Origin of the sequence: Planctobacterium marinum (assembly GCF_020687805.1) — a bacterium.
Classification (GTDB): domain Bacteria; phylum Pseudomonadota; class Gammaproteobacteria; order Enterobacterales; family Alteromonadaceae; genus Planctobacterium; species Planctobacterium marinum.
In genome coordinates, this window is sequence record NZ_JAJEWQ010000004.1 from 186300 (window position 1) to 212320 (window position 26021).

At 43.4% G+C, this 26021-nt stretch carries 23 protein-coding genes; 11 read left to right on the forward strand and 12 right to left on the reverse strand.

Annotated features, from left to right (window positions below):
• The first annotated feature begins 21 nt into the window (after positions 1 to 21).
• Positions 22 to 210 (forward strand): hypothetical protein, encoded by a 189-nt coding sequence (locus LJ740_RS14395; RefSeq protein ID WP_229529807.1) that lies wholly within the window; start codon positions 22 to 24, stop codon positions 208 to 210.
• 64 nt (positions 211 to 274) lie between these two features.
• Here LJ740_RS14395 and ilvA read toward each other — a convergent pair whose 3' ends face one another.
• The 5 genes from ilvA to ilvG are packed head-to-tail and all read right to left on the reverse strand — an operon-like array spanning position 275 to position 6603.
• Positions 275 to 1837 (reverse strand): threonine ammonia-lyase, biosynthetic, encoded by a 1563-nt coding sequence (gene ilvA, locus LJ740_RS14400; RefSeq protein WP_229529808.1) that lies wholly within the window; start codon positions 1835 to 1837, stop codon positions 275 to 277.
• Positions 1838 to 1841: 4 nt separating this feature from the next.
• Positions 1842 to 3692, reverse strand: a complete 1851-nt coding sequence (gene ilvD / locus LJ740_RS14405) for a dihydroxy-acid dehydratase (protein ID WP_229529809.1) — start codon at positions 3690 to 3692, stop codon at positions 1842 to 1844.
• A gap of 37 nt (positions 3693 to 3729) precedes the next feature.
• Entirely contained in the window at positions 3730 to 4659 is a 930-nt protein-coding gene (locus LJ740_RS14410; protein ID WP_229529810.1) for a branched-chain amino acid transaminase, read from the reverse strand.
• Positions 4660 to 4673: 14 nt separating this feature from the next.
• Positions 4674 to 4925 carry an acetolactate synthase 2 small subunit gene (ilvM, locus tag LJ740_RS14415; protein ID WP_229529811.1) on the reverse strand — a complete coding sequence of 84 codons (252 nt, stop codon included), beginning with the start codon at positions 4923 to 4925 and terminating at the stop codon, positions 4674 to 4676.
• Positions 4909 to 6603: an acetolactate synthase 2 catalytic subunit gene (gene ilvG / locus LJ740_RS14420; protein WP_229529812.1), complete on the reverse strand. Its 1695-nt coding sequence runs from the start codon at positions 6601 to 6603 to the stop codon at positions 4909 to 4911. The genes ilvM and ilvG overlap by 17 nt, the downstream gene beginning before the upstream one ends.
• A 332-nt stretch (positions 6604 to 6935) precedes the next feature.
• On the opposite strand from ilvG, the gene LJ740_RS14425 reads away from it, so the two are divergent.
• From LJ740_RS14425 to LJ740_RS14465, 9 genes are all read left to right on the forward strand, one after another.
• The gene (locus LJ740_RS14425; protein WP_229529813.1) at positions 6936 to 7577 is read left to right on the forward strand and encodes a trimeric intracellular cation channel family protein; all 642 of its coding nucleotides are present in this window, start codon (positions 6936 to 6938) and stop codon (positions 7575 to 7577) included.
• Positions 7578 to 7693: 116 nt separating this feature from the next.
• Positions 7694 to 8581: a YifB family Mg chelatase-like AAA ATPase gene (locus LJ740_RS14430; RefSeq protein WP_229529814.1), complete on the forward strand. Its 888-nt coding sequence runs from the start codon at positions 7694 to 7696 to the stop codon at positions 8579 to 8581.
• A 108-nt stretch (positions 8582 to 8689) separates the two neighbouring features.
• On the forward strand, positions 8690 to 9355 hold the full coding sequence (locus LJ740_RS14435) for a TnsA endonuclease N-terminal domain-containing protein (RefSeq protein ID WP_229529815.1): 666 nt from the start codon (positions 8690 to 8692) through the stop codon (positions 9353 to 9355).
• Positions 9348 to 11240, forward strand: a complete 1893-nt coding sequence (locus tag LJ740_RS14440; RefSeq protein WP_229529816.1) for a Mu transposase C-terminal domain-containing protein — start codon at positions 9348 to 9350, stop codon at positions 11238 to 11240. The genes LJ740_RS14435 and LJ740_RS14440 overlap by 8 nt, the downstream gene beginning before the upstream one ends.
• Positions 11233 to 12135 carry a TniB family NTP-binding protein gene (locus LJ740_RS14445; RefSeq protein ID WP_229529817.1) on the forward strand — a complete coding sequence of 301 codons (903 nt, stop codon included), beginning with the start codon at positions 11233 to 11235 and terminating at the stop codon, positions 12133 to 12135. Before LJ740_RS14440 ends, LJ740_RS14445 begins: the two co-directional genes overlap by 8 nt.
• The gene (locus tag LJ740_RS14450) at positions 12128 to 13234 is read left to right on the forward strand and encodes a TniQ family protein (protein WP_229529818.1); all 1107 of its coding nucleotides are present in this window, start codon (positions 12128 to 12130) and stop codon (positions 13232 to 13234) included. Before LJ740_RS14445 ends, LJ740_RS14450 begins: the two co-directional genes overlap by 8 nt.
• The gene (locus tag LJ740_RS14455) at positions 13235 to 13684 is read left to right on the forward strand and encodes a hypothetical protein (protein WP_229529819.1); all 450 of its coding nucleotides are present in this window, start codon (positions 13235 to 13237) and stop codon (positions 13682 to 13684) included. It begins immediately after the preceding gene.
• A 472-nt stretch (positions 13685 to 14156) separates the two neighbouring features.
• A complete protein-coding gene (locus tag LJ740_RS14460; RefSeq protein WP_324255614.1) occupies positions 14157 to 15062 on the forward strand; it encodes a DUF7014 domain-containing protein in 906 nt (301 codons plus the stop codon).
• Positions 15063 to 15296: 234 nt separating this feature from the next.
• Positions 15297 to 15599: a hypothetical protein gene (locus LJ740_RS14465; RefSeq protein WP_229529821.1), complete on the forward strand. Its 303-nt coding sequence runs from the start codon at positions 15297 to 15299 to the stop codon at positions 15597 to 15599.
• A gap of 495 nt (positions 15600 to 16094) precedes the next feature.
• Here LJ740_RS14465 and LJ740_RS14470 read toward each other — a convergent pair whose 3' ends face one another.
• From LJ740_RS14470 to LJ740_RS14500, 7 genes are all read right to left on the reverse strand, one after another.
• On the reverse strand, positions 16095 to 16697 hold the full coding sequence (locus LJ740_RS14470) for a spermidine synthase family protein (RefSeq protein WP_229529822.1): 603 nt from the start codon (positions 16695 to 16697) through the stop codon (positions 16095 to 16097).
• A gap of 119 nt (positions 16698 to 16816) precedes the next feature.
• Positions 16817 to 17281: a hypothetical protein gene (locus tag LJ740_RS14475; RefSeq protein ID WP_229529823.1), complete on the reverse strand. Its 465-nt coding sequence runs from the start codon at positions 17279 to 17281 to the stop codon at positions 16817 to 16819.
• Entirely contained in the window at positions 17281 to 18309 is a 1029-nt protein-coding gene (locus LJ740_RS14480; protein WP_229529824.1) for a UPF0489 family protein, read from the reverse strand. Before LJ740_RS14480 ends, LJ740_RS14475 begins: the two co-directional genes overlap by 1 nt.
• Entirely contained in the window at positions 18266 to 20422 is a 2157-nt protein-coding gene (gene yhhB, locus LJ740_RS14485; protein WP_229529825.1) for a cyclophane-forming radical SAM/SPASM peptide maturase YhhB, read from the reverse strand. The genes LJ740_RS14480 and yhhB overlap by 44 nt, the downstream gene beginning before the upstream one ends.
• Positions 20423 to 20605 (reverse strand): YhhA family cyclophane-containing RiPP, encoded by a 183-nt coding sequence (gene yhhA, locus LJ740_RS14490; RefSeq protein ID WP_229529826.1) that lies wholly within the window; start codon positions 20603 to 20605, stop codon positions 20423 to 20425.
• Positions 20606 to 20818: 213 nt separating this feature from the next.
• Positions 20819 to 23479, reverse strand: a complete 2661-nt coding sequence (locus LJ740_RS14495) for a UvrD-helicase domain-containing protein (RefSeq protein ID WP_229529827.1) — start codon at positions 23477 to 23479, stop codon at positions 20819 to 20821.
• A complete protein-coding gene (locus LJ740_RS14500) occupies positions 23479 to 25350 on the reverse strand; it encodes a hypothetical protein (RefSeq protein WP_229529828.1) in 1872 nt (623 codons plus the stop codon). The genes LJ740_RS14495 and LJ740_RS14500 overlap by 1 nt, the downstream gene beginning before the upstream one ends.
• A gap of 307 nt (positions 25351 to 25657) precedes the next feature.
• On the opposite strand from LJ740_RS14500, the gene gapS6a reads away from it, so the two are divergent.
• The gene (gene gapS6a / locus LJ740_RS14505; RefSeq protein WP_229529829.1) at positions 25658 to 26020 is read left to right on the forward strand and encodes a GapS6a family protein; all 363 of its coding nucleotides are present in this window, start codon (positions 25658 to 25660) and stop codon (positions 26018 to 26020) included.
• Position 26021: the final 1 nt, after the last annotated feature.

Consider the following 26021-nt stretch of genomic DNA (forward strand, 5'->3'; position numbering starts at 1 on the left):
AACTTAATGAGGAGAAGCAAAATGAAACGCATGTTCAGGTTACCCGTGGTTATTGTGACACTATTGATTGGTTGGGGGTTGATGATCTGGATGCAGTGGACTCAGCATCTGGAAACCAGCTTTAATCTGATTGGTATGCCCTTTATGATGTTAGTGATGGGTTTTTTAGCGGTATTAGCTGCGCAGGAATCTGACGGAAGCAGTGACTGATGACTGGTATAGGTTTGGAGCAGGCAGCCTTTGGCTTGAATAAGCCAAAGGCTATTCCCGTTTGTCAGAACACGCCATTTAAATCAGACAGAAAAAATTTGTAGGCCGGGTTTTCACTTTGATCTTCATAGTGGTAACCCAGCTTTTCCAGGTGTTGATTAAACAAGGGGGCTTCACCGTCCGGAATATCAAAACCCGCCAGCACCAGGCCTTCAGCGGCGCCATGGTTGCGATAATGAAACAGGGTAATATTCCATTGTTCGCCCAGCGTAGTTAAAAAGTTAAGCAAGGCGCCGGGGTGTTCAGGAAACTCAAAGGAGTACAGCTTTTCGGTCAGCAAAGTAGGGGGTCTGCCACCCACCATATATCTGACATGCAATTTGGCAATTTCATTGTCAGACATATCAAACCATTTGTAACCCCGGTTATCTAATTTGCTGGTGATTTCCCGGTATTCTTCTTTGCCACGACGCAATTTAATGCCCACAAAGATATGAGCAGTGTCACCGGAGGAATAACGGTAGTTAAATTCGGTTATGGCCTGTTTACCCAGAATATCGCAAAACTCTTTGAAGGCACCTTTGCGTTCAGGGATTCGCACCGCAAATACCGCTTCTTTTTGTTCACCCAGTTCGCAACGTTCTGAAACATAGCGCAGTGTGTGAAAATTAATATTGGCACCACACAAGATACCGGCAAGCTTCTGATCTTTAATATTGTTTTCAAGAACGTACTTTCTTATACCCGCAACAGACAAAGCTCCAGCCGGTTCAGCGATAACCCGGGTGTCTTCAAAAATCTCTTTAATAGCCGCACAGATTTCGTCGCTGTTAACCGTGATAATTTCGTCCACCAGACGTTGACACAAACGAAAGGTTTCCGTGCCCATGGTTTTTACGGCTACACCATCGGCAAAAATCCCCACAGAAGGTAATGTTACCGGCTTGCCTGCAGCCAGTGCCGCTTTCAAGCAGGCGGAGTCTTCCGCCTCGACGGCAACAATTTTAACATCGGGCTTGAGCTGTTTAACAAATACCGCGATTCCGGCAGCCAAACCACCCCCGCCAACGGCGATAAACAACGTATTCAGATGAGGGTTTTGTTCCAGTAACTCACGGGCAATAGTGCCCTGACCAGCGATTACGTCCGGTGTGTCAAAAGGTGGGATCATGGTGTAACCATGCTCTGCCGCCAGGCGTCTGGCTTCGTCACTGGCAGCATCAAAGCTGGTGCCATGCAGGATAATGTTTACCCAGTCACCACCAAATGAGCGCACAGCGTCAATTTTTATGTCGGGCGTGGTTTCCGGCATAACGATGGTAGCCCGTATTTTCTTCTTAAAAGCGGAATAGGCAACGCCCTGGGCATGATTACCGGCAGAGGCAGCAATGACGCCTTTTTGCAATGCTTCGTCGCTCAGGTGGGTGATGCAATTGTACGCCCCCCGGAGTTTGAAAGATTTAACCGGTTGCTGGTCTTCACGTTTCAACCAGACTTCATTGCCCATTGCCTGGGACAAACGCTGCATGTATTGCAGTTCAGTGTTCCTGGCAACATCATAAACCGGTGATAACAGGACTTTTTTCAGGTATTCACTGTCAGATACCACAACTTCAGTATCACTCATACCCTTAGTCCTTTAATTTAGCGATATCTCTTACCGCACCTTTGTCGGCACTGGTGGCCAGCATTGCAAAGACTTTCAGTGCGTTTGAGACTGCGCGTTCTCTATTAACCGGACGCCAGGGGTTGGCAGAACTCTCCATGCTGTTACGCCGTTGTTCTAATATGTCCTGACTCAAATCCACGTTAATGGTTCTGTTGGGAATATCGATAATGATGGTATCCCCTTCTTCCACCAGACCAATGCCACCACCGCTGGCTGCTTCAGGTGAACAATGCCCGATCGACAGTCCGGAAGTACCACCGGAAAAACGGCCATCAGTGATCAGGGCGCACGACTTGCCTAAGCCTTTTGATTTCAGATAAGAGGTGGGGTACAGCATTTCCTGCATACCAGGGCCACCTTTAGGGCCTTCGTAACGAATAATAACGGCGTCACCGGCCACCACTTCGTCATTTAAGATGGCTTCTACTGCCGCATCCTGACTTTCATAAATGCGCGCCCGACCGGTAAACTTCCAGATAGACTCATCCACACCGGCGGTTTTCACAATACAGCCATTTTCAGCAATGTTACCGAATAACACCGCAAGTCCACCTTCCTGGCTGTAAGCGTGTTCGATGCTTCGGATACAGCCGTTCTCACGATCTGTGTCTGGTGCCGGGTAGCGACAACTCTGACTAAAAGCCTGAGTGGTACGTATCCCTGCTGGGCCTGCAGAATAGAAAGTAAGCGCTTGCTTGTTTTGATTATTGGTTATATCCCAGTTAGCGATTACTTCACTAATGGTGCTTCCCAGAACGTGTGGAGAGTCGGAATGCAGTAAACCGCCGCGCTCCAGCTCTGCTAAAATAGCCAGTACACCACCGGCCCGGTGTACGTCTTCCATATGGTACTTATTAGTTGCCGGTGCCACTTTAGATAAATGGGGAACTTTACGGGACAACCGGTCGATATCAGCCATGGTAAAGGGAATTTCACCTTCCTGGGCCGCTGCCAATAAATGCAATATCGTGTTGGTGGAACCGCCCATGGCAATATCCAGACTCATGGCATTTTCAAAGGCGTTAAAGTTGGCAATGTTACGCGGTAACATGCTGTCATTGTCCTGCTCATAGTAGGCTTTACACATAGCTACAATTTGCTGCCCTGCCTGAATAAACAGTTTTTCACGATCAGCATGTGTGGCCAGTAACGAGCCATTGCCCGGTAGGGATAGCCCCAGAGCTTCGGTCAGACAGTTCATGGAGTTGGCGGTAAACATACCTGAGCAGGAACCACAGGTGGGGCAGGCAGAGCGCTCAATTTGCGCAGTGTCTTCGTCAGATACCTTATCGTCTGCCGCTGCTACCATGGCATCCACCAGGTCTAGCTTGATGATCTGGTCAGAAAGTTTGGTTTTTCCGGCTTCCATTGGACCACCGGAAACAAAAATTGTGGGGATATTTAAACGCATAGCCGCGTTCAGCATCCCGGGTGTGATTTTGTCGCAGTTGGAGATACACACAATGGCGTCGGCACAATGGGCGTTCACCATGTATTCCACTGAGTCTGAGATCAGGTCACGGGAAGGCAGGCTATACAGCATGCCACCGTGTCCCATCGCAATGCCATCGTCCACCGCGATAGTGTTGAACTCTTTGGCAACACCGCCGGCTTCTTCGACTGCTCTGGCAACCAGTTGCCCCAAATCTTTGAGGTGCACATGGCCCGGCACAAACTGGGTGAAGGAGTTGGCAATCGCAATAATGGGTTTGCCGAAATCATTATCCTTCATCCCTGTTGCACGCCAGAGTGCTCTGGCGCCGGCCATGTTTCTACCGTGAGTGGTGGTTGCTGAACGCAGTCGTTTTGGCATTTTTACTACCTATATCAATATGTTAATTTAAGAATGTTTATTCTACTGGTGTTAACCAGCCCCACTTGTCTTCAGTTTTTCCATTGAAAAGACCAAAGAAAGCGTCCTGTACTTTTTCGGTTATTGGGCCACGGCCACCGTTACCGACCGGAATGCCGTCAACACTGCGCACTGGCGTAACTTCGGCGGCGGTACCACACATCAGCACTTCATCAGCCAGGTATAGAGATTCACGTGGAATGTTTTCTTCGCGTACTTCATAGCCCATTTCGCGCAATAAAGTCATAACCGTGTCACGGGTGATGCCTGGCAAGATCGCCGCAGTTTTAGGTGTGGTGGCTACCACGCCGTTGCGGATCACAAACAGATTTTCACCGGCACCTTCACTGACGTAGCCGTTTACGTCCAGTGCAATACCTTCGCCGTAGCCGTGACGACGGGCTTCCATCGAGATCAGCTGCGAAGACATATAGTTACCACCGGCTTTGGCACCCGTGGGCATGGTATTGGCTGCCAGACGGTTCCAGGAAGAAACACCGGCGTCAACCCCGTTTTTCAGGGCTTCATCACCCAGGTATGCACCCCAGGGGAATGCCGCAATCGCCAGATCCACTTCCGTACCGAAGGGTACCTGCAGGCCCATACCGATATCACCATAAAAGGCGATAGGACGAATGTAGGCGGATTTCAATTCATTTTTTCTCAGAATGGCTAAGGTTGCTTCATTGATGTCATCCTGAGTGTGGGGGATAGTCATGCGATATACTTTGGCAGAATCGAACAAACGGCGGGTATGCTCCTGCATTCGGAACACACAAGGTCCTTTATCTGGCGTATCATAAGCGCGCACACCTTCAAAGACTGAAGAGCCGTAGTGAATGGCGTGAGTTAATACGTGAACCGTGGCTTTTTCCCAGGGAATGATTTCACCGTTGAACCAGATGTGATCTGCAAGTTTTTTAGACATTGTTATTTCCTAGTTTATGCCGTCGCCTTGAGCGGCATCTCATGTTGAATAGTTAAGCGAGCCAGATCATACAACTTATTCAGTTGGCTGGTTAGTATGTTGATGGAATGTTGCCCAGAAACTTTTAACTGAACTGTCAACTTATCCTGTCCTTCCGGCTGCATTTGCATACCTTCGAGATGAAATTGTCGATAGCGCACCACCTGAAGGACGCGTTCTAATACTGCGGGTTGATTGTGTAATTGCAGTTCAATTTGATATTGCATGGTGTTCCTCCATCATGTTGTGGTTTGCTGTATTGGGTGGCACGATTGGCCAGACATTTTCCTGAGAGCTTAATCTGACGTGTAATAAACTGGGTGAATCAGACTGTAAAAACCAGTCCAGTTTCGCTTCGACATCGGCAACAGACTCCAGCACATCGGCCTCTAATCCAAAGGCTTGGGCGACTTTGGAAAACTCCGGGTTGTCCGACAGATTGGTTTCGCTGTAGCGTTCCTCGTTAAACAATTCCTGCCACTGTTTCACCATGCCTAAGCGCTGATTATCCATTACCAGAATTTTTACCGGGATACGGTAGCGGTTAAGCGTAGCTAACTCCTGGATATTCATCATAAAAGAGCCATCACCACACACAGCCACCACATTTTTCTGCGGGTTTTCCAGTTGCGCTCCAATGGCGGCCGGTAAACCAAATCCCATAGTGCCCAGGCCGCCGCTGCTCAGATGACTGGTGGGAGAGGAAAACTGAATATGTTGCGCCACCCACATCTGATGTTGGCCTACGTCACAGCACACGATATCACTGTGGTTTAGTTTATTACTTAACATACGCAGTAATTTAGGGCCGGAAATCTGTTGCTCCTGCGGCGAAAACACATAATTTTGCTGGTATTGTTGTTGCAGGTTTGCACATCTGGCTTGCCAGTCGGCGAACTGTATCTCACGGCATAACTTTGGCAGTACCTGTTTGATATCCGCTTTGATGGCTGCATCAGCCGCGCGGCGCTTACCTATTTCCGCGGCATCAATATCGATATGGATCAGTTTGGCGTTGGGGGCGAATTCGTTGAGCTTGCCGGTGGCTCTGTCATCCAGACGCGCTCCTGCGACCAGCAATAAATCGGCTTCCTGAACCGCATAATTAGCAGGCGGCAAGCCGTGCATTCCTAACATGCCCAGATTCAGTGCATAATCTTTGTCCACCGTACCCAGGCCTTTTAAGGTGGAAACGGCTGGCATACCTGTGTCTTGCAAAAATTCATTCAGGGCCTGCTGAGCGTGACCCATTACTACGCCACCTCCCACATAAAGCACCGGTTTTTGACTGGATTTCAACAATTGATTGGCAATGGCGATAGATTGTAAGTTGTTGTTATCCAGCTCGTTTATAGAAGAATTAAAATTCTCTTTACCTGGTTTGGATACTGTTTCTGGCTGCGCATTTAGTTCAGCCAGAAAAACGTCTTTGGGTATATCCACTAATACCGGACCCGGTCTGCCTTCGATGGTCAGATCCCAGGCGGATTGCAAAATTTCCGGTAATTGCTCAATGCGTTCGACTACAAAGCTGTGTTTGGTGATGCTCAGGGATAAACCCAGAACATCCACTTCCTGAAAGGCATCGCTGCCCATGGCGCTGGTGGGTACCTGGCCGGTTAATACCAGCAGCGGCACAGAATCTAACTTGGCGTCTGCGACTGCCGTTAACAGGTTGGTGGCACCGGGGCCAGATGTGCCGATGCAAACAGCGGTCTGGTTACTGCTGCGGGCCTGGCCGATGGCGGCGAAAGCCGCACCCTGTTCATGCCGGGTAAGGTAATGGCTCACCGGAGAATCCAGCATGGCATCGTAAAGCGGCATAACCGCTCCACCGGGGTAACCAAAAACCCGTTGACAAGCTTGTTTCTCTAAAAACGCCAATATGTATTCTGCACCATTCATAACATTTACTTTTTCAGTGGCCCTAAAACGAAAAAACCCCCGGACTTTCGTGCGGGGGTTTTGCTAAATTCGGTATTTTCGAAAACCTATAGCCGACCCCGCAGCGAGCTAATAATCACCACGACCACGACAACGAGGCTGTTAAGAACAGTCTGCATTTTGCCTGGGTTAATGGTAAGAGTTGGGATCATTAGTCTTCTGTTTTTGGGATGCCGGGGCATCGGTTTTCGTCACTTTTTATACAATTACCATAGCGGTAGATTTTATCGCAAGCTTTATTTTTATAATTTTTGCATTAGTCTGTGGGCATAAATGAATAACGAGAGCAGAAATTGAATAGCTGGTTATATTGGGTGGACCTGGCCGGAGTAGCGGTATTTGCCATATCCGGCACCTTAATGGCCTTCAGAAAAAGCATGGATGGCTTTGGCGTTTTAGTACTGGCAGCGGTAACCGCCATTGGTGGTGGAACTTTGCGGGACATGATCCTGAACGTGCCGGTTTACTGGTTAACGGACAAGAATTTCTTTCTTGTGATCCTCGCCGCCGCGCTGTCCACCATGATGCTGTTGCGCTTTACCCACTGGTTTCCCATGCGCTACCTGTTGCTGGCTGATGCCATCGGACTGGCATTTTTCAACATGATGGGCCTGCAAAAGGCACTCGCTTATGGTACCACGCCTTTTGTGGCGGTGTTTATGGGCGTGATGACCGGCGTATTCGGTGGGTTGATTCGCGATGTGATTTGCCGGGAAATCCCGCTGGTGCTACGCGGTGAACTCTATGCCATGACCTGTGTCGCAGGTGGTCTGGTGTACATTGCCACTGAAACTTTTTTCCACAATATCCACCTAGCCATGCTGCTCTGTGTTGTAAGTACTTTGCTGCTGCGCGTTGCCGCTATTCACTGGCACTGGCATTTCTGGGTGTTTAAAGCCGGCGACCATCCCATGATGCGTGACGCCGATAAATAGTGCCTGAATCCCGGAGCATGAGGAACAGGTACTAAAAACTGTACTTTTTAGCCCTTGTTCACAGTGACGTTTGCTCTAAACTTGAGCGCAGTTTGGATTTTGCAAAGGAATTGCATATGGCACTGGCTGTGGTGAAAACACGCGCTGTTTTGGGGGTGGATGCACCTTTGGTTACGGTGGAAGTGCATCTCTCAAATGGTCTGCCGGGCTTTAATATCGTGGGCTTGCCCGAAGCCTCTGTCAGAGAAGCCCGCGATAGAGTACGAAGTGCCTTACTCAACTCTCATTTTGAATTCCCCGGCAAAAAAATCACCGTTAACCTGGCACCGGCAGATCTTCCCAAGGAAGGCGGGCGCTTTGATCTGGCGATTGCCATCGGCATCATTGCTGCTTCAGGGGTGACACCGGAGATGGATATTGCGCACTATGAGTTTATTGGCGAGTTGGCATTGTCCGGTGAATTGCGATCGGTTAGCGGCATTCTGCCCGTCTCCGTGGCGGCCCGAAATGCAGGAAAACAGCTGATTTTACCGGCTGCCAATCAGGACGAAGCCATGCTGGTATCGGATGCCCGGGTTTATGCAGCCTTGAGTTTTAAAGAGGTTTTTTTGCACCTGTCGGGAAGCCGAAAAATTGCACCTTCGCTGGTGAAAGACTCTCAGGAAGCGCAAACCGAAAACCCGGATCTGGCTGAAATCATCGGCCAGCAACAGGCCAAGCGAGCCCTGACGATAGCGGCGGCAGGTCGGCACAACCTGTTGTTTTGTGGTCCGCCGGGTACCGGAAAAACCATGCTGGCTACGCGCCTGGCAGGATTGTTACCACCTATGTCGGAACAGGAGTCCTTGCAAACGGCTACTGTAAAATCTGTCGCCAATTTGCCTTTCAATGCCAAAAACTGGCGTCTCAGGCCATTTCGCAATCCCCATCATACCTCTTCTGCTGTGGCGCTGGTGGGTGGCGGCAGTAAACCTGTACCTGACACTTACAAAATTGAAATGTAATATAACCTCAAAAACACACTCAGACCACAGCATTATGATGTAATAGGTACATCGATATGTTGTAATGCGTTGATAAATACATAATTAGTGCATAATGGATCTAGAACTGTGCCAGTCAGAACAATTCCTAAGAGTTATCGCAACGTAACAGGTCAAATGGCGTCGAAAAAATCATCCAATGTTTTATATGAATCTACTCTGGAAAGAGACTTTTTTACTCTCCTTGAATTTGACTCATCTGTAATTAACTACGATACACAACCTGTTGAGATTTTATGGTTTGATAGTCTAGATAATAGACGAACTTACACGCCAGATGTGTTGGTTCAATATGCCCCACAAATTCCAGTTTCATGCAATTTCACCAATATTATTTATGAAATAAAATATAGGGATGACCTCCGAGAAAATTGGTCAGAATATAGGCCCAAATTTAAAGCTGCCATAAGATACGCAGCAAAAAATCAGATGCGTTTTAAACTGGTCACCGAAGTAGAAATTCGTACTAACAGGATGGAAAATGCTCGCTTCTTGTTACCGTTTTTAAACAAAGAGCTTGATGAAACTCACGAGGTTATGATCCTTGAAAAGTTGGCTCAAATGCGCGAGTGCTCAGTAGAAGATTTGTTGGTTGCAATATTTCATGACAAGTGGTTGAGAGCGGAACTCATACCATCTGTCTGGCACCTTGTAGGAAGTCGCAGGATCGGGACTGACCTTAACTTACCCATTACTATGGACTCCAAAATTTGGATGGGGCTGCCATATGAGTAAAAGTCAAAAAGTATTTTCTTTGCAACCCGGAAAAGTTGTTACCTTCGAGCGTGAAGAATATGTAATTAAGCAGATCCTTGACCTTAAGTATGTGCTGGCAGAACACCTCTCTACACATGAGGTTAGTCGTATCCCAATTGGAAAAATCGCTGTAGTTGCGCAGCAAAATCCTGCATCAATTGGCATTGAGGCATTGACCGATGAGGACTGGAACGTAGCTCAACAACGTTTAGAAATTATCCAACCAGTTCTACATAAACCCGGAAGAACAAAAACAGACATGGAACGTGTTGCAGATGAGCACGGGTTACACATCAATACGCTATATAAATGGCTCAGACTTTACGAACAAAACTGTCTACTCACCAGCTTAGCACCGAAAAAACGAAGTGATAAAGGTGACTCCAGATTAAGCCAACGTGTAGATGAAATTATCAAAGAGTCCATCGAGACCGAATACCTGAACAAACTAAAAAAATCAGTCAGTTCAGTTCATGAAACGATTAAAATGTTATGCCGAGAAGAAGGAATTCCTGCACCTCATGTGAATACTGTCAGGAACAGAATTAAGCAACTTTCTGACTATGTAAAAGTGAGTAAAAGATACGGTGCCAAAAAGGCACAGGAGATGTATGAACCGTCTCCAGATCAGTTTCCGGGAGCTGACTATCCTTTAGCCGTTGTGCAGATAGATCATACACCAACTGACGTGATCCTTGTGGACGAAGAGTATAGGTTACCCATAGGAAGAGCTTGGATCACGATGGCAATAGATGTATTCAGTCGCATGGTGACGGGATTTTACATTTCTTTGGATCCGCCAAGCGCAATTAGTGTTGGCGTTGCAGTATCTCACGCTATTTTGCCAAAAGATAAGTGGTTAATTGACCACGACATTGATGGAGAATGGCCATGTTGGGGGCTTCCCAAAACATTGCATGCCGATAATGCAGGTGAGTTTCGTGGAAACATGCTGAAAAAAGCATGTGACCAATATCAGATTACGCTTGAATGGAGACCTGTAGCCAGGCCTAAATATGGTGCTCATATAGAGAGGTTGCTTGGGAGCTTCTCTTCAGAAATTCATCAAATTCCGGGAACGACGTTTTCTAATATCGAACAACGTGGTGACTACGATTCTGATAAAGAATCAGTAATGACCATGGCAGAATTTGAACAATGGCTTGCGACACTTATCGCTGAAAAGTATCACTACAAAAAACATTCCGGTATTGGAATGCCGCCAATCCGCAAGTATGAACAAGGTATTCTTGGCACTAAACGAACGAAAGGAGTAGGACTGCCAAGGAAAATCGAGGATGAGGAAACGCTTAAAATTGACTTCCTTCCTTTTGAAGAAAGAACGGTTCAGGATTATGGAATTCGTATTAATGATATTTTCTATTACCACGATGTGTTGCGCGTCTGGATAAACAGTACCGTAGATAGTCGAAGCAAACTGAAGCGTAAGTTTATCTGTCGCTACGACCCCAGAGATGTCAGTGTAATATGGTTTTTCGATCCTCAAATAAATTCTTATTTCCCAATTCCGTATCGCAACCTTTCTCATCCGGCCATTACCAAATGGGAAGTCCAGGCCGCGAGAGATTTGCTCAAAAAAGAAGGGGAAGTCGATATCGATGAAGATAAAATCTTCGGCGCAGTCAAGAAAATGCGTGAGATTGTTGAACAATCTAGTGAAAAAACAAAGAAAAGTAGACGGAGCCTGGCAAGGAAAAAAGCTGCAGAGAAGAAATCTGGAGGATATATTGAGAAACCATCAGAGGACTATTTAGCTAACAGTTCATCGCACAAAGAGGATGTCTTAGAAGACGAAGACATATTACCGTTTGATGAGATGGAAGAGGTGCAAAGCCATGGATGATATGGTGAAAAACGCTCATGAGCATCTCAATGAAGTCGCAAGGGAAGCGCTGGCACTGTCGAATACTGAACGCAAAAAATATATCCGTTCAGCACGGTGGATTGGTTATACAAGAGCCAAAACAGTCCTAAACAAAATGGAAGATCTGCTGGCATATCCGAAAAAACATCGAATGCCAAATTTGCTGATTGTCGGAGACAGTAATTCCGGGAAAACCATGATTGCAGAAAGGTTTATTTCTCTCAATCCTTCATACGAGAAGGAAACCAATGATGGTATCGTTATTCCTGCACTATTCGTTCAATCGCCGCCAGTTCCTAATGAATCTCGCCTGTATTCTCATATCCTAGACAAGCTATTTGCACCATATAGACCATCAGACTCTCCTGATAAGAAGTTATTTCAGGTAAAGAAGCTAATGGAAGCCTGTGATGTCAGAATGCTTATCATTGATGAATTCCATTCTATGTTGGCAGGGCCTCTAGATAAGCAAAGAATTTATTTAAGTGCAATACGGAGCCTGGGAAATGCCCTTCGTATCCCAATTGTTGCATTAGGTACGAAAGATGCCCTGCGGGCTATAAAAACGGATCCACAACTAGATAATCGGTTCAAAGCCTCATTCCTACCGAGATGGGAGCAGAATATTGAGTTCAAGAGATTATTGCTGAGTTTCGAGAGGATGCTACCTCTGCGAAAAGCTTCTGATTTGAAGTCTCAAACACTCTCTAAGCAACTTTATGCCATGAGTGAAGGGTTATTGGGTGAATTGGCTGAAATCCTTTCTGAGGCTGCTATAGATGCCCTTAACGATGGAAGTGAATGTATAACCTTGCAAGGATTAAAGAACTTAGACTGGGAACCTCCATCAAAGCGCAGGCGAGAGAATGGCTGAATTAGCTCACAATGCAGTACTTCCTATGCACCCCCCTCCTTTTGAGGATGAGACCCTAAGCTCGTGGTTGATGCGTCTTGCAAGAGCAAACGGGACTAAGTTTTATTCGCTATGTCGTTGGATTCAAAAATCTAACAAAAATATAGGGAGGAAGCTTGATATAGGGGTGCCGCGGCCTTTTATTCATCGTCTTGCATATTTAACGGGTCTAACAGAGCGGCGTGTCATGAATACGACTCTGGATAGTTTTATCGGTTTTTTGGTTCCAGGACTTCAGAAACATCACCACTTCTCCGGCATTTTGATGGCGGGAATTGAAAGGTATGCAGAACTGAGGTATTTGCAACAGTTTTGCCCGCTTTGTCTCAGGGATAGCAACCCGTTTTTTAGGAAATCATGGCGGATCACCTTTATAACTGCATGTGTGAAACACGAAATAAGGCTGCAGGATAGGTGCCCTCAATGTCAGGCGCCGGTAGTACCCTTTAAAAACGACACCAAAAATCAATCTATCCCTTTTGAGGGCCAATGGTCTGAATGCTTCAAGTGCGGTTTTGACGTCAAATATGCGCCAATTCTCCGTGCAGAAAGAGAGGTTGTCAGGTCCACAAAGCTTATTAATTCGATTCTTAAAAAAGGATATTGGGACCTTGGCAATGGGGAATGGATTTACTCGTTTTCTTTCTTTTCTGTATTGAAGCACTTGATGCGCCTTGTGATATACAAAGAGCGAAAGCCGTATTCGAAAGTTCAAGTAGATTCAATCGATGTAGATATGCGGTATTGGGCCTTTTCCGAAATGAACCAAATATTCGATTTATGGCCAGATAATTTTATCAGGTTTGCTGAGTCTCATGGTCTTTTCTTATACGACTTTTATTCAATGTATAAAACGAATCCCGTATTACCATTTTGGCTTGTAGAACCACTTAAAGAGCACAGACACTTTCCAAAAGTTGCGCCTGAATCTGACCACGTTAAATGCGCATGTGCTTATTTAAAAGCAAACGGTAAGAAAGTGAATAAATATAGCATTAGTAGGTTACTCGGGGTTTGCAACTCTTTTGTTATAGACCAAATATTTGACCAGGAAAAATAAATGGAAAAGTACAACTTTATATTGAATTACATTGCTAACGATCAAGATGATGCTGATGCCATTTTAAATTTTAATGATGTGCTTGCATTAATTAAGGGGCATATTGAGGGGATGCCTGAGTCTGGACTAAGAGAAAGTGCGGTCAAACAAGCTGAACTTCATTTCCGGCTCGAAGAATTGCTCCAGAACTATCCGGACATGAAGATTAAGGAGCTGGAAGGTTATTTCGAGTTACCAGTTAATTCAACGCACAAGTATTATGATGACCGGATTTTGGCTCGACTTAGACGAATTATGATCATATTCGATATGTGCTATGAACTGGTTAAAATAGAATCTAGTGTTATGAATCACCTGCAATGCAGTGATAGAGAAACGTTCAATAAAATACAAGAGGCTCGACACATTTTCATGGGGGGCAGAAAGTTCCTGGGCGACTATTTTCAGTAATGTGTTGCAAAATATGCAATGTCACGTTTCTAATATTTCAATTTACTCAATGTAGACATGTGTGCGAGCATGCTTTCTACCAACGATTGAGTCTGGGTTCATCGTCACAAATAAATTGAGAATAATGTCGTTGGGATCTCATAAGTATCTAATCGAAACTAACTGAAGGAGTAACCCTCTCGGACGTACCTTAACGATAGTATTCGCGTTTGAGGTAGTGTTTTAAATTGCTTCATTTTATACCGTTGTGCGATGTCACATGTTATTGCTCTTTTTGTCACTACCATAATAAAAAGTGCGGCAAGGTACGGTTGTGAGTTCATATATCTCTAACCTGTTTATGACTTCAACTAAAGGATGCCTAAAACTATTTGAGAGTCCGACGACAACCCTCTTAAATCCGCCAAATAAAATGACTTGAGTTAACACTATTAATCGCAATACTAGGGTTTTGGTGAAATATTAAGGCATTATGTTTGAGCGATTATTTGGGCTATTTTCCAGAAGGAACGATAAAAAGACACTGAATGAATGCAAGCCATTGACGGTGACGTTCAAAAACAGAGTTATTATGGTTCTTCAAGATCATTTAGGTATGGGCTTTGAGGACTCTATGAGCAGTCTTCATAGGGAAGTCGCGATGTCATTAGGCCTGCATAGATTGTCTCACACTGGTAAGCCGCAGAGTACATGTGAAGACCTTATTCAATACATGTTTGAATGTGAAGACGATAAGTTTTTCGATATATTGGAATTGCTGTTCCATTCCAGAGTTAGTGGTATCACCTACCCGGATAGCCCTCTAATTAAGGCTATAAACCAATTTTTGCAACTGGATGAACTCCCCTATCATCTTACCGATTATGTCGTCGTTGAAGGTGTTACAGAGCATTGGGGCCGAGAATCCAAGACAATGAAAATCACGGGTACACCTCAAATCATAATGAAAAACAATGATGTAATTCATCACCGGTGTATAGAGCCCACGCTAAATCTATTGTCTAGTGACATCAGATTTCAACAAGCCAATGATGAATTTCTTAATGCACTAGAGGATTTCCGAAACTCTGATTACAGAGATTGTTTGACCAAATGTTGCAGTGCCTTTGAGAGCACTATGAAAGTATTATGCTCAATTAATAGCATTGCTTTTAAACAAACCGACTCAGCATCTCCGCTCTTAAAATCATTGATTGAAAAATCGGATTTGGATTCGTTTTGGGAGCAACCACTGATATTAATCGCAACGATTAGAAATCGATTAAGCTCTTCACATGGAGCTGGCACTCAGGAAAAGCAAGTTTCTAAACAGGTGGCAAATTACACCATCAATGCAACTGCGGCCGCCATTCTCTTGCTTGTTGAAGAGTGGGCCTGAGTGGCAAGATATTAAGGTCATTACCAATTTACACTTTAACAGCACAGCCTATTTCAATGTTCTTTGACTTATTGTAGCGAAATTAGGCGACCGGAACTTATGATTTACTTACCGAAAGATATAAGCCCACAACAATTGGCATTGTACGGCGCCATATCAACGTTTCTGAAGGAACGGTTTGGATATAAACGATTGAGATTTGATTGTATTTCCGAGTCGAGACTACAGGGGAGAATGAGTAAGTTTGAATTGTTTCTCAGGGTTAATATAAATCAATATAGTTGGAACGGATTAGATAACATTTTCATTATTGCGAGAATTGCATTCCAGGAGCGCCGAAAAGGACATTTTACGGCTTTAATCCGTTCCATTTTACCAACGCTGGAGCAGATAGGAATGCAATACATTGGTATTGAGGCTGCTAACACTGCCAGTAGTCAGTTTGCACGCAAAATAGGTATGAATACTTCAAACGATAATCGCAATTTCTATGGTTCATTATCAGACATCAAGTTGGCATTATTAAGCATTGATTGAATAGCTTGATAGACACTTGTGACGAAAAAACGTGAAGATTAGATTTTGCCCTGCATATATCAATTGTAGTGACTCATATCTGCCTTGATACTTTTTATAGAAGGTTTAGACTTGGTCTGACTGTTGTTACTTTATTTCGGCTGCACACGATTCTGAATTGTAGGGTTTTAGAAAACTGCTTGAAGGATTAAGCAATTATTAAAACATCCGAGTCAGCCTGTAAGTTAACTGAATAGACGGTTCACAATCTGGAATGACTGTAAATTGAATAGTTTCAGGTGGCTAGCTATTGTAGTGGCTTGTACCAAGCCATGTACAACAAGTACACGGATTTAAATTAAGATGTGTAAGATTTTTGCTAACCGACAGTAAGTCAAAGCGGTTGCGAAAACTTTTAGTAAAAAAGTTGACTAGCGACCGTCAACTAAACTCTCCCAGAATATTCAACCTAATTTGCCGTATCCTATTTATCTTTGGTTTATCGGTTCAGTTCTTTTATTTGTTTGGTTTGTGGAGTATCACGGCAGCCTCCTCACAAATTGTCTCGTCAGACATTAGGATAGGTGAAACTTTTAATCGCTCAACAATGATTGTGGTAAAGCCTGAAAGGCCAGGGACGTCACCATCTCCAAAGTGGGGATGACACAGAACTCCCTCCTCAGTTAATAACTTTTTCATTAGTTCAGCCATTTGAGCACGAGATTTAATCCACTTTTCATAATTGCCCCCTCCAGCTTCTGTATAATCAAACGGATCAAAAAATATAAAATCATATTTCTGCTTAATTAGCTGTCTCCGCCAATCTCCCAAGTGCGTTCGCACTGAAGGTCGCCCTACTGAAAACTCTTCCAGATCCCTGTAAATAGAACTTTCAATCTCATAAATATCATGCAACTGTGGATTCAGATGCTTTTGAATCAATTCCGCAGAAATCCCTAACCCAAAGCCAATCTCGAGTACTTTTTTGGGCTGTAGGTCAGCAAGACGAGAAAAAATGGCTTTGAAATATGGTTCTTCAGATCTAGACATTACAACCTGCCCTTTCCATATCAATATATCATTGGTCTTTTTCTCAAATTCAAGCTGAATGTTAGTCATGGGGCATTCTTCACTTCGAGGTTCTTTAAAATCTGCTTACTGTAGCAATACACTTCTAGAATAGTTCTATATTATGTATGTGCTATATTTAGGCACTCAGTCAGACTTAGATTTTTTGTCTAATTGGGTTTACGCCAAACCATTACGAGTTGCATATCCTCTTGGGAAGTTACATCTACAAACCCTGCATATTCCGCTGCCTTTCGAGATGCAATATTTGACTTGCGCATGTGAGCATAAATGACATCATATTTGCTCCGAGAACAGCAGCTCTTATAAACAATACGTCCAATATGTCGCCCTTGGCTCGGACGATTTAAAAATACATGAAATGATGGGTGAAGACCTCGTATCGGATCATCTAACATGTTTATATATGCCTTTCCGGCTCTTTTTCCATCAACCATTACAAGCCAAGCTTCGCCACCACTTCCCCCTCCTTTATTTCGAGTACCTGCGGTGCCAATTAGCTCTACATTGTCAGTGCTAACTGGCCCAAGGTTTGATTTAGCCTTTACTGAAGGATGTTTTTGATTTGTGTGCTTTACTCGCCTGATGCGTTTAGTTTTCGCGGGCCGAACCATTAAAGTTCACCTAATCCCTCAAGGAGCCTCTCACAACTTGGGGCCCAGAACTCTGACGGAAAGAAACCGGGAGATAAGGCAATCACAATATCATCGAGACTTGTTAGTATTGAGTGACTCCGTAAAGTCTCTGTTAGATTATCGATCTGTTCTAATACTTGAGGTAATGAAAGATCTAGTGGGCAAGGGTGAAGCACTGCATCACTATCTCCATCATAACGGTTGCAAAAATAATCCATATCAATATGGAGAAGAAATGCTGTATCATTTTCCTCCACTTGAAGGTCTAGACCTTCGAGCCATACATCGAGGTCGTTTGTGAAACGATAGCGGCCATGTACTACTCCGTTGGACTTTGAGTTTAAAGCTGTTGTTTCCTCTAAGGTAACAGATGGTCGACGAGCATCTAAATTGAGCAATATATCAGGGGTTGTATCTAATCTAATAATAAAATCAGATGTATCCTTACATTTAGGAGGTTGACAAAGATGACGGACATCGGAATGTGGGACAAGATGTAAAAAGGGAGTAAGAAAGCTTCCCATTCCAAACGCACCACTTTCAATTGCATCTGAAACTGAATTAGGGTTTTCAAAATCTACAACTCGACCTGTTATAGGGTCTATCCAACCATTGGGGCTTATGAATACTCTGGGTGAACCAAGATCTTTGTGGTCGTCTACATGAAGCACTACAACGTTATTTTTTTCGGTATCCCGATTAAACCATTCACTCCAACTTTCTAAAGTCCATGTGTCATTTAAAGATAGAAGCACACGACCTTTACGCTTGCGTGCCACAGCCATATCTTTAAATTGAAGCTCATTTCCCCACCACGAAAGACCTTCATTTAAACAAGGGTCAACATACCTATAAGGATCATTTGACCACTCTAATTCAAGTTGCCACTCATCCCCTATTTGAGTTGCGATCGCATCTTTGTCACAAAAATAATCCCGGAGCTGCGCATGCCTGCGCAATTTGTCAGGCGATAATCGAGTCAGTGGAATGTAAATCAACGAGTCCATTTGAACTATTTTCCTTAGATGCGAGCTTGAGTATATCCGCTAACTTCTGCCCAGTTTGTGTTAAAGGACATTGCTCCAAAGTATCAAATGCTTGCTTAAGACGACAGTCTGAATCAGCAATCTGATTTAGAGCTCGAGTACGAAGCCTGTTAGGACCACAGTCACGAACATATATCCAAAAGCGTCTCAGCTCAACGAATACAAAGACAGCATGATATAACCCTGAAGGAGGTCTAAGATCTTCGCGCCATGGGGAAATCACTAGTTTATCAGTTGGCTCAATAGTCTGAGCATAGCGTTCGAACAAGTACAACTTCTGGTGACGATGCTCATGAATTAGGGAATCTGCTAGGTCGTAAGGGTCAATCAATCCCTCACCCTGAAATATTGAAACATATAGGGTTCCAGGAACTGAGTTATCACTGAACGAGACAATCTTTCGTGGATCAGCCATTGGATCCCTAATAAATTGCACAGCGCGGCATGTTTCTATCATTTCAGTTGCAAGTGCTGGACGCCACTTTTTTACAATATCCATAGCCTGCTTAACTAGTCCTTGGCCAGCCTTCGTAAGTTCACTTCCTTCAAATGTAATAGTTTTACCGAAAGGAGTTCGAAGCCAATAGTCGTTTCGACCTACATCCCAAGTGTCTTTCACACTGCCTTTGTCCAAGACTGATTGTAAAAAATCGAAATAATCAGGTGAGACATTAATTTCATGACCATCTAACGAGTACAGTCTCAACCCTTGTTTCTTAGCGTTTACGGCCTTAGACCAAGCAATCGCACCTGGACGACTTGCCAACAATTCTAATTTGCTTGGTGTTATCGACTTATTAATAAGCTCTAAAGCAATCTCCAAATCCTTAAATGACTCGGCGAATGCACCGTCGCGCAGTGAATCAAGCGAAGGCTTTGCTGTCTCGGCCAGTTCAAAGCTCTTAAGAGAAAACTCTTCGGGTAAAGAGCATGATACGACTTCGCCTCTCTCAGAAGACAAGAGTTCCTTCAATCGACTCTTAATGTGGTTTATTAGTCGTTTCATCTCTTCGCAGTAGACTGTCGGATTGATAAAACCATCTTTATTAAATCGGTGAGGTAAAGCCCCACCGCCACAAATATCAACAATATCACACGACTGGCAAACCTCAGCTAGCCCTTCTTTACGTAAATAACGTCGGTGCTGCTCTATTGAAGGTGATAATGCTACTTCTGAAATCGCAGTATCAGATAGGCTACCTGTAAGCTTTGTAGCACCATCTTGAGTAACTTTCAAAACATCCAAATCGTGATAGCTACCATCCGTTTCTATTGATAAAAGACTAACATCTCCAAAACCGAATGCATCTGTCCCAGAAGGCAACCCCGCACAAACATCTAACAATGATTCAAACGTTCTCAACTTAATATGAGGGTACTTGTCCAACCATAAATCAAAAGCATCAACTAACCACTCCTGATAAACAGTTGGAGCTTGCCCTCTGTTTGGAGGTGGTCGAAGCCAATGGGCATCTGGTAGTAAAAAATCTAACTGAGGTATTTCAAATTGATCAAAATACTCAAAAAGTTCCTTAGAACTTGTGTATGCGTCAATAACAGCGATTACTCCAGCAAAGATTGATGGATATTTTTGAAGCTTGAGCAACGCTTGTTCAGTCTCAACAAAACTAGACCGCCCTTTGCGGGTTAATCGATGTTTATCGTTAGCTGATTTCGGTCCATCTAAGCTGAGTGATATACCAATATCATTTTTCTCAAAAAGTCTCAGAGCTTCCTCAGTAAGCAGTACTCCATTGGTTTGGATGCTAACATCTACAGGTATGTTACATGATTTGCGAAGCATGGTGGCGAAATCAACTATTGTTTGCGTTCCAGCCAATAGGGGTTCTCCGCCGTGAAAAATAACCGCACAACGAGTCAGACCACTTTGTAAAACATATTCTTGAAGACGATAAACAAATAATTCACGATGCTCCGCCGAAAGGAGTTTTGGCATAGAACGCCAACTCTGATCGGCGTGGTGATAGACATAACAGTAATCGCAATCAAGGTTACATCGTGAAGCGACTTTCACCAAAAATGATGAAAACTTAGTAACGCCCACTATACTCATCTAAGAGCGATTATGGCGATGGTGCATGCGGTCGTAACTGGTGATAACTTGGCTGGCATCTGATTCTGCTATTACACGAAAACGCAGACGCTGAATTGCAGGGTTGGAACTTTTCCCTTTTGTTAATCCTTGGCGAATCTCTGATTCGGTCGACTCTTCAATCTTAAGTGTTGCAGATGACATGTGATACTCCATTATATATTTTTTTTAGCAACTCACCTGAGTATTACATAAATTTCCAATAAACCACAAGATGGTAGTGTAGAAGTTTTAATCAAAATTAAGCCTCCCAACTAAGTTCAACTCAGTACGGCTCAATTTATCTGTGTTTTAAAAGAATCATCATCTTCGCTGCTACCTTTTGAGCAAAATCAAGTTCTATAAATCTTAATTTATTTAGGCGTAAAATTTCTGATCATAGTAACGCGACACAGAATCCGTTCCCGTTCTATTGAGAAACCAAAAACAACGTTTTTTTGCTCTAGTAATCGCTACATAACAAAGCCTGATTGCCTCGTCATTTTGCGCTCTTTTGTATGTTTTCTCTAGTTTTCTGATACCAGAATAAGCATAACAGGCATCTTTGATAGGGTGACTGTCAGGTGGCGCGATGTCTCCAATAATGAACACTGTTGAGCTCTCAAGGCCTTTACTTGCATGAATCGTCAGCACTTTTACGTCTGAATGACCATACTCATCAACCTTCTTCCATTCTGCCAGGCGTGAATTAAACAAATCATTTCCACTTTCATTGACTAATCTGCGTGATTTGGTGAGTAATAACACGGGGAGATTACCGGTTTTTCTCGCCAGCTCAATTTCATTGTCCACCGCTGCGACCAATTGTTCGTAATTGATACTTGTTTTATTTGAGTTATCGCCTGCATTTGGGTCATCTATCTGTCGGTATATCTTGAACTCACTGTCGGTGGACGAATTTGCTTCCCCCTTGGCCAAATAATCCCTGGATTTACACGCTGTAAGTCCTACGAGGCATTTATCTGCGGCTTGCAGAATTTTTCGGTGACTGCGGTAATTCTCAATAATAGAGAGTTTCCTGAATTTGTCTGTACCCGGGAAAAACAAATTAAAATGATTAATAAAACACGGAGAACTGCCGCGCCAACTGTATATTGCTTGCTTTTCATCACCAACACACATTAGAGAGCCAGTGTTTTCCCTGAACTCCATAATTTCGGAGATTTGTTTTTCTCTGGCAGTATCGTTCATTGTGTTGAGTTGCTTTAAAGTGGTGATGAAGTCGATAATATTTTTCGATATGTCCTGAAACTCATCTATGAGCAAATGTGAAATTTTATCCAGGCGGAAATTTTCTTTGCGCAGCTTCATTGCCACTTCAGTATCGATGTTCCGTAGTTCATAGAAGATTCGTTCGAATGTTACAGAGTTTGCCTCTTCGCAATATTCTTCAAAGAACTCCTGAAACTCTCTGGCTGCTTTCATGAAAACAATATCGTTTGGCGTGCACTCTTTGAATAGTGTTGATACCTGATGTTCTGGTAGGTCAGCCAATCGTTTTCCCAAAGAGTACAGGAAGTCACTGTATTCTTTAAACTTGGCGAAAATAGGGACTGGCTCTTTGGCTGGCAGGTCGCCTGCGCAGGTATAATCAAACGGGTGATTAATTTGCATGTTGTTTAACGCTTCACTCTCCAGCTCTTCAAGTCTTATTAATCGATTGAGATCGCGAATATTGTCAACATAAACAAAACTTTCCGGTGCCTTCAGCCAGAGTAATTTAGCGCGATTGAAGATGATTGGTGACACTTTTTGTTTCATTTTTTCATCAAAAAACATGCCTCCAAAATCTTCACCAGGGGCACCCAAGGACACATTGGCATTCAGGTTTGGCAGAAACAGCTGGAATTGGATACCGACTCCATCGATTTCTTTTCGTACTGCTTTACCGTATTTCGATATGATTTCATCGTATCTGACTTCGAGATTATCTTTCCACCATTGGTTAAACATCGGAATCAATTGATTTTCATAAAATCCAACGTATTTGTAATCTTTGTATTCTGATGGTGGGTTCTTGCAATTTCTTAAACTCGCAATATGTAGAGAGGTTATATAACCTCTGAACTTGTCAGATTTACCATACAGCTTCTTGTATGCCACGTTAAGTTGATAGCTTAGGGATGAATCATTATCCGTCTTTCTTTTTTTTTGTCCTTTTTCCATAGCCATTGGATTCTCTATATCTGAACCGTATTGGTCTTCCGGATCAATAGTGGGCATTCCATCGGGGAACAGTAATTGTCGTGAACCCTGTGATATTTGTCTGTTCACTTCATACGCAACAGAATGAAAGGTCCGAACGATGGAACGAGCAACCTCTTCATCAAGTGGCATGGCTGGATTTCTTTTGAGATATAGCTCTTTAAGTTTGTCTATAAAGTCTAGTTTCGATTCGTTGGTGAAAGTCATCACTGAGATCTTTTCAAGAGGAATGTGAACAACTTGATTAAGGAACAAAACGCGGCAACATAGAGTTGTACTTTTTCCTGCTCCGGCGCCGGCCAGCACATTTACAGCAGTGTGTTTACAGAAAAGGACTTTTCTCTGTCGCCTGTTTAGTTTGATTTTACTCTTTTTCATCCAGCGAAGAAATTCAGCGGCTTCCGAATCATCGAAATTCATAAACTCCTGATGCAATACTGGATTAGGATCCCTTGTTCGGCCTATATCGGTATGTTTATAGTTAATTTTATTTAGCATCCGAAATAGTTTGTCAGTCCATTCAGCTTTCTTTTTCTCCAGTGTTTCAATATGGTCCTCTTTCAATGTTTTTATTTCTCGATCATATTCCTTTTTTAGTTCCTCAATTTCCTCGTTATGCTTGTTCTGTTGGGTAATAAGCACAGTTATGGCATTGTGTTTAAATTTGTCAAAATAGGTTTTGCTTAAGAGGCCTGTCAGGCTCCCAAGGATAGTACGAATCATTCCAGAGCGAGGAATGGCATCTTGAATTAATTGGTCAGGCAAGACTGAATCTTTTTTAGTTTCAGAGGCTTTGTCAGTCTTTTGATTCATTAATTCAGGTCCATTAGTTGAAGTAGCTTATCGTACATTGCGTCTGTGTATGTGCCTTGCTCTATGTGATCATTAACAGGATGTTTAAACGCTTTTAATTCCGAACCCTCAAAATATCGACTCGCTTCGTCTTTTTTAAGGATGCCTCTAGACCGGACAAGTTCACGCATGAGTGCTTCTAACTGCCATTTGGTTATTGAGTTGGATGAATGGTTAGTTATCCTTATACCTGACAGTTGATTTTCTTCTTTCCATTTATCATTTTCCTTGGTAATTCTGCGTTCCTGTTCAATAAACACGTATTCAGCTGAAGGGGTCACCACACGAATCACAATTGCTTCTCGGTTGGATTTTCGGCTAATAGTGGTTGATACATCATGTCTATCTACCTGATGCCATGTAGACCAACGCTCATCGGAAATTTTTACTGCGGGATAACATGATCTTGCGGAATTAGAGGATTTTAGCCTTTCATTCAGTTTAATAAGTTTGACAGTGAGCACATGGGGGTGTTGATGAAGCAGACTGGCGGCATTATAAAACAACCTCAGTCTGTCAACTTTTCGGGAGAACAGGAATGGTTCGTTTTTTCGTTCGGTAGAGTCAAATTCGCCGCCATCTGCGAAGATTCCGGGGCCTGTATTTCCAGTAGAATGGCCTCCCCCGGTGTTTATGTTTGTTATATCTTGTGTATCACCGGGAGGCGTATAGAAATCGTTGTTTTCTTTATGTTCCACTTGGCGTTGTTTTGTAATTTTGACACGATGTAAATCGTCCAGGTCAGCACCTTCTCTCGCCTGGAATAATGTATCTTCGACTGAGTTATTATTTTCTTCATCAGGAGCGAGTTCTGGCTCCTGGACAAGGTTTGGTCTCTTTTTTCTTGGTGGTGTCCCGGCTTTATTAGGTATTTGTCCTCGAGATGGCTTTCCTGGTCTTTTGTCACCGGGATTATCCCTGAAATACTCTAACTCACTGAAAGGCAATGGAGCTGAACAGGACAATATTTCAAATGCAAGGAATGTCCATAGGCTTTCGCCGCGCTTAATCCACTGACCTCGCAGATTTAAATCCGTTTTTGCTTTGAAAGGAAAACATGTTTTTGGTGATAAAAATTGTTTTTCAAATTGAGAAGATTGTAATGCGAGGCTCTCACTGACTTTTTTGGCTGCCGCATTTGCTGCAGGGTCAAATGCGATTCGGGCAACCTCGGCCGCAGCCACATCGTGCGTTTTTGTTTTTAAATGGACATATGCTTTGCCAGATGCATCGATGTGGCTCTTGGAAGGATCAAAGATTTCATCCAGAACCATGCCAAACTGAAAAAGTTTGCGAAAAACATAAGAGCATTTAGAGAAATACGCTTGAAGGATGACGTAATGCGGGATGAGAATTACTGTGTTATGTGAAAAATCAATTAGTTCACAGTTAATGCGTGGACAATGTGAGTGAAAAGAGTGCTCAGAAAAAGGTAGATAAAAGTTCCCTTCTTTATCTTTCGCACTGGTAACAATCGGACCAATTGAATCCTTTGGTATTTCAATATTCTCAAATACTTTTTCTCGATAGTGCGCGTTATATTCAGGTAACAGGCTTCCGTTGTGCCATATATCTCCAAGTCGCAATGCACACAGATATTCTATGGGAACTTTCACTTTACTTAGCACTGGTTCATATGAACGTTTCATGTTCCATATGTTTGATGAACCAAGGGAGTCTTTTAGTCGTGCCATTGTGACATCTATAAAGGGCTCCGAGAATCTATCTCCAAACCCATTGGCATAGTCCATGTAACCAAACCAACACACGCGCCAATAGCCGTCATCACCGTTCGTTAACTTTCTAAAACTAAACTCCGCTCTTTCAGACATTGGCCGTTCTTTCCTGCCCTTATGGTTTAATAATGCAAAACCTATCCATTACATTATAAACATGTGGTAACAGTACAAAGTGCGGTGTTATTGTTTAAATTCAACTAGCGATGTGCATATTTACGACCTAATGGTGAATCATCTGATACATTAAGTATTTTCAGCGCTAGAGAAGAAGGCCGATTTCAGCGAGAAAAACTACAGTAGCCCTGTGGAAAATGAGTGAGTGTTTCAGAAGTAAAAATAAGAGTTAAGCTGTCGAATAAATGATAGTGCAAAGTTCAAGCTATAAAATTGAAGGGTACATATGGAATTTTTAACAGCGGCAGTACTGTCAGGAATCATCTATGACGGTATAAAGGCAGGGGCCACCCTGAGCGGTGATTTCTTAAAAACAAAATTGAAAAACTGGTTGGTTTCAGACGAACAGATCACGGAAATGCTAAAGAGATTGAAAGAGGCTGGCATAAACGGCGACCTCGGTGAACACGCCATTGAGAGAAAAATAAATCAAAGTGAAGACTTGCTAAACTTACTGAGATCAATACCGGCTTCAACAACTGAAATAAAGGTAAGTCAGTCATCAGAAATAGGCAATAATGTATATATCCAGGGAAATGGAAATGTGACGGTTGGCGGCATCACAGTTAACAAGAGGGATAATAAATAAG

Excerpts from the sequence above, each read along its gene's own strand:
- LJ740_RS14395 (WP_229529807.1), top strand. The coding sequence starts at position 22 with ATGAAACGCATGTTCAGGTTACCCGTGGTTATTGTGACACTATTGATT.
- ilvA (WP_229529808.1), bottom strand. The coding sequence starts at position 1,837 with ATGAGTGATACTGAAGTTGTGGTATCTGACAGTGAATACCTGAAAAAA.
- ilvD (WP_229529809.1), bottom strand. The coding sequence starts at position 3,692 with ATGCCAAAACGACTGCGTTCAGCAACCACCACTCACGGTAGAAACATG.
- LJ740_RS14410 (WP_229529810.1), bottom strand. The coding sequence starts at position 4,659 with ATGTCTAAAAAACTTGCAGATCACATCTGGTTCAACGGTGAAATCATT.
- ilvM (WP_229529811.1), bottom strand. The coding sequence starts at position 4,925 with ATGCAATATCAAATTGAACTGCAATTACACAATCAACCCGCAGTATTA.
- ilvG (WP_229529812.1), bottom strand. The coding sequence starts at position 6,603 with ATGAATGGTGCAGAATACATATTGGCGTTTTTAGAGAAACAAGCTTGT.
- LJ740_RS14430 (WP_229529814.1), top strand. The coding sequence starts at position 7,694 with ATGGCACTGGCTGTGGTGAAAACACGCGCTGTTTTGGGGGTGGATGCA.
- LJ740_RS14440 (WP_229529816.1), top strand. The coding sequence starts at position 9,348 with ATGAGTAAAAGTCAAAAAGTATTTTCTTTGCAACCCGGAAAAGTTGTT.
- LJ740_RS14445 (WP_229529817.1), top strand. The coding sequence starts at position 11,233 with ATGGATGATATGGTGAAAAACGCTCATGAGCATCTCAATGAAGTCGCA.
- LJ740_RS14450 (WP_229529818.1), top strand. The coding sequence starts at position 12,128 with ATGGCTGAATTAGCTCACAATGCAGTACTTCCTATGCACCCCCCTCCT.
- LJ740_RS14455 (WP_229529819.1), top strand. The coding sequence starts at position 13,235 with ATGGAAAAGTACAACTTTATATTGAATTACATTGCTAACGATCAAGAT.
- LJ740_RS14460 (WP_324255614.1), top strand. The coding sequence starts at position 14,157 with ATGTTTGAGCGATTATTTGGGCTATTTTCCAGAAGGAACGATAAAAAG.
- LJ740_RS14465 (WP_229529821.1), top strand. The coding sequence starts at position 15,297 with ATGAGTAAGTTTGAATTGTTTCTCAGGGTTAATATAAATCAATATAGT.
- LJ740_RS14470 (WP_229529822.1), bottom strand. The coding sequence starts at position 16,697 with ATGACTAACATTCAGCTTGAATTTGAGAAAAAGACCAATGATATATTG.
- LJ740_RS14475 (WP_229529823.1), bottom strand. The coding sequence starts at position 17,281 with ATGGTTCGGCCCGCGAAAACTAAACGCATCAGGCGAGTAAAGCACACA.
- LJ740_RS14480 (WP_229529824.1), bottom strand. The coding sequence starts at position 18,309 with ATGGACTCGTTGATTTACATTCCACTGACTCGATTATCGCCTGACAAA.
- yhhB (WP_229529825.1), bottom strand. The coding sequence starts at position 20,422 with ATGAGTATAGTGGGCGTTACTAAGTTTTCATCATTTTTGGTGAAAGTC.
- yhhA (WP_229529826.1), bottom strand. The coding sequence starts at position 20,605 with ATGTCATCTGCAACACTTAAGATTGAAGAGTCGACCGAATCAGAGATT.
- LJ740_RS14495 (WP_229529827.1), bottom strand. The coding sequence starts at position 23,479 with ATGAATCAAAAGACTGACAAAGCCTCTGAAACTAAAAAAGATTCAGTC.
- LJ740_RS14500 (WP_229529828.1), bottom strand. The coding sequence starts at position 25,350 with ATGTCTGAAAGAGCGGAGTTTAGTTTTAGAAAGTTAACGAACGGTGAT.
- gapS6a (WP_229529829.1), top strand. The coding sequence starts at position 25,658 with ATGGAATTTTTAACAGCGGCAGTACTGTCAGGAATCATCTATGACGGT.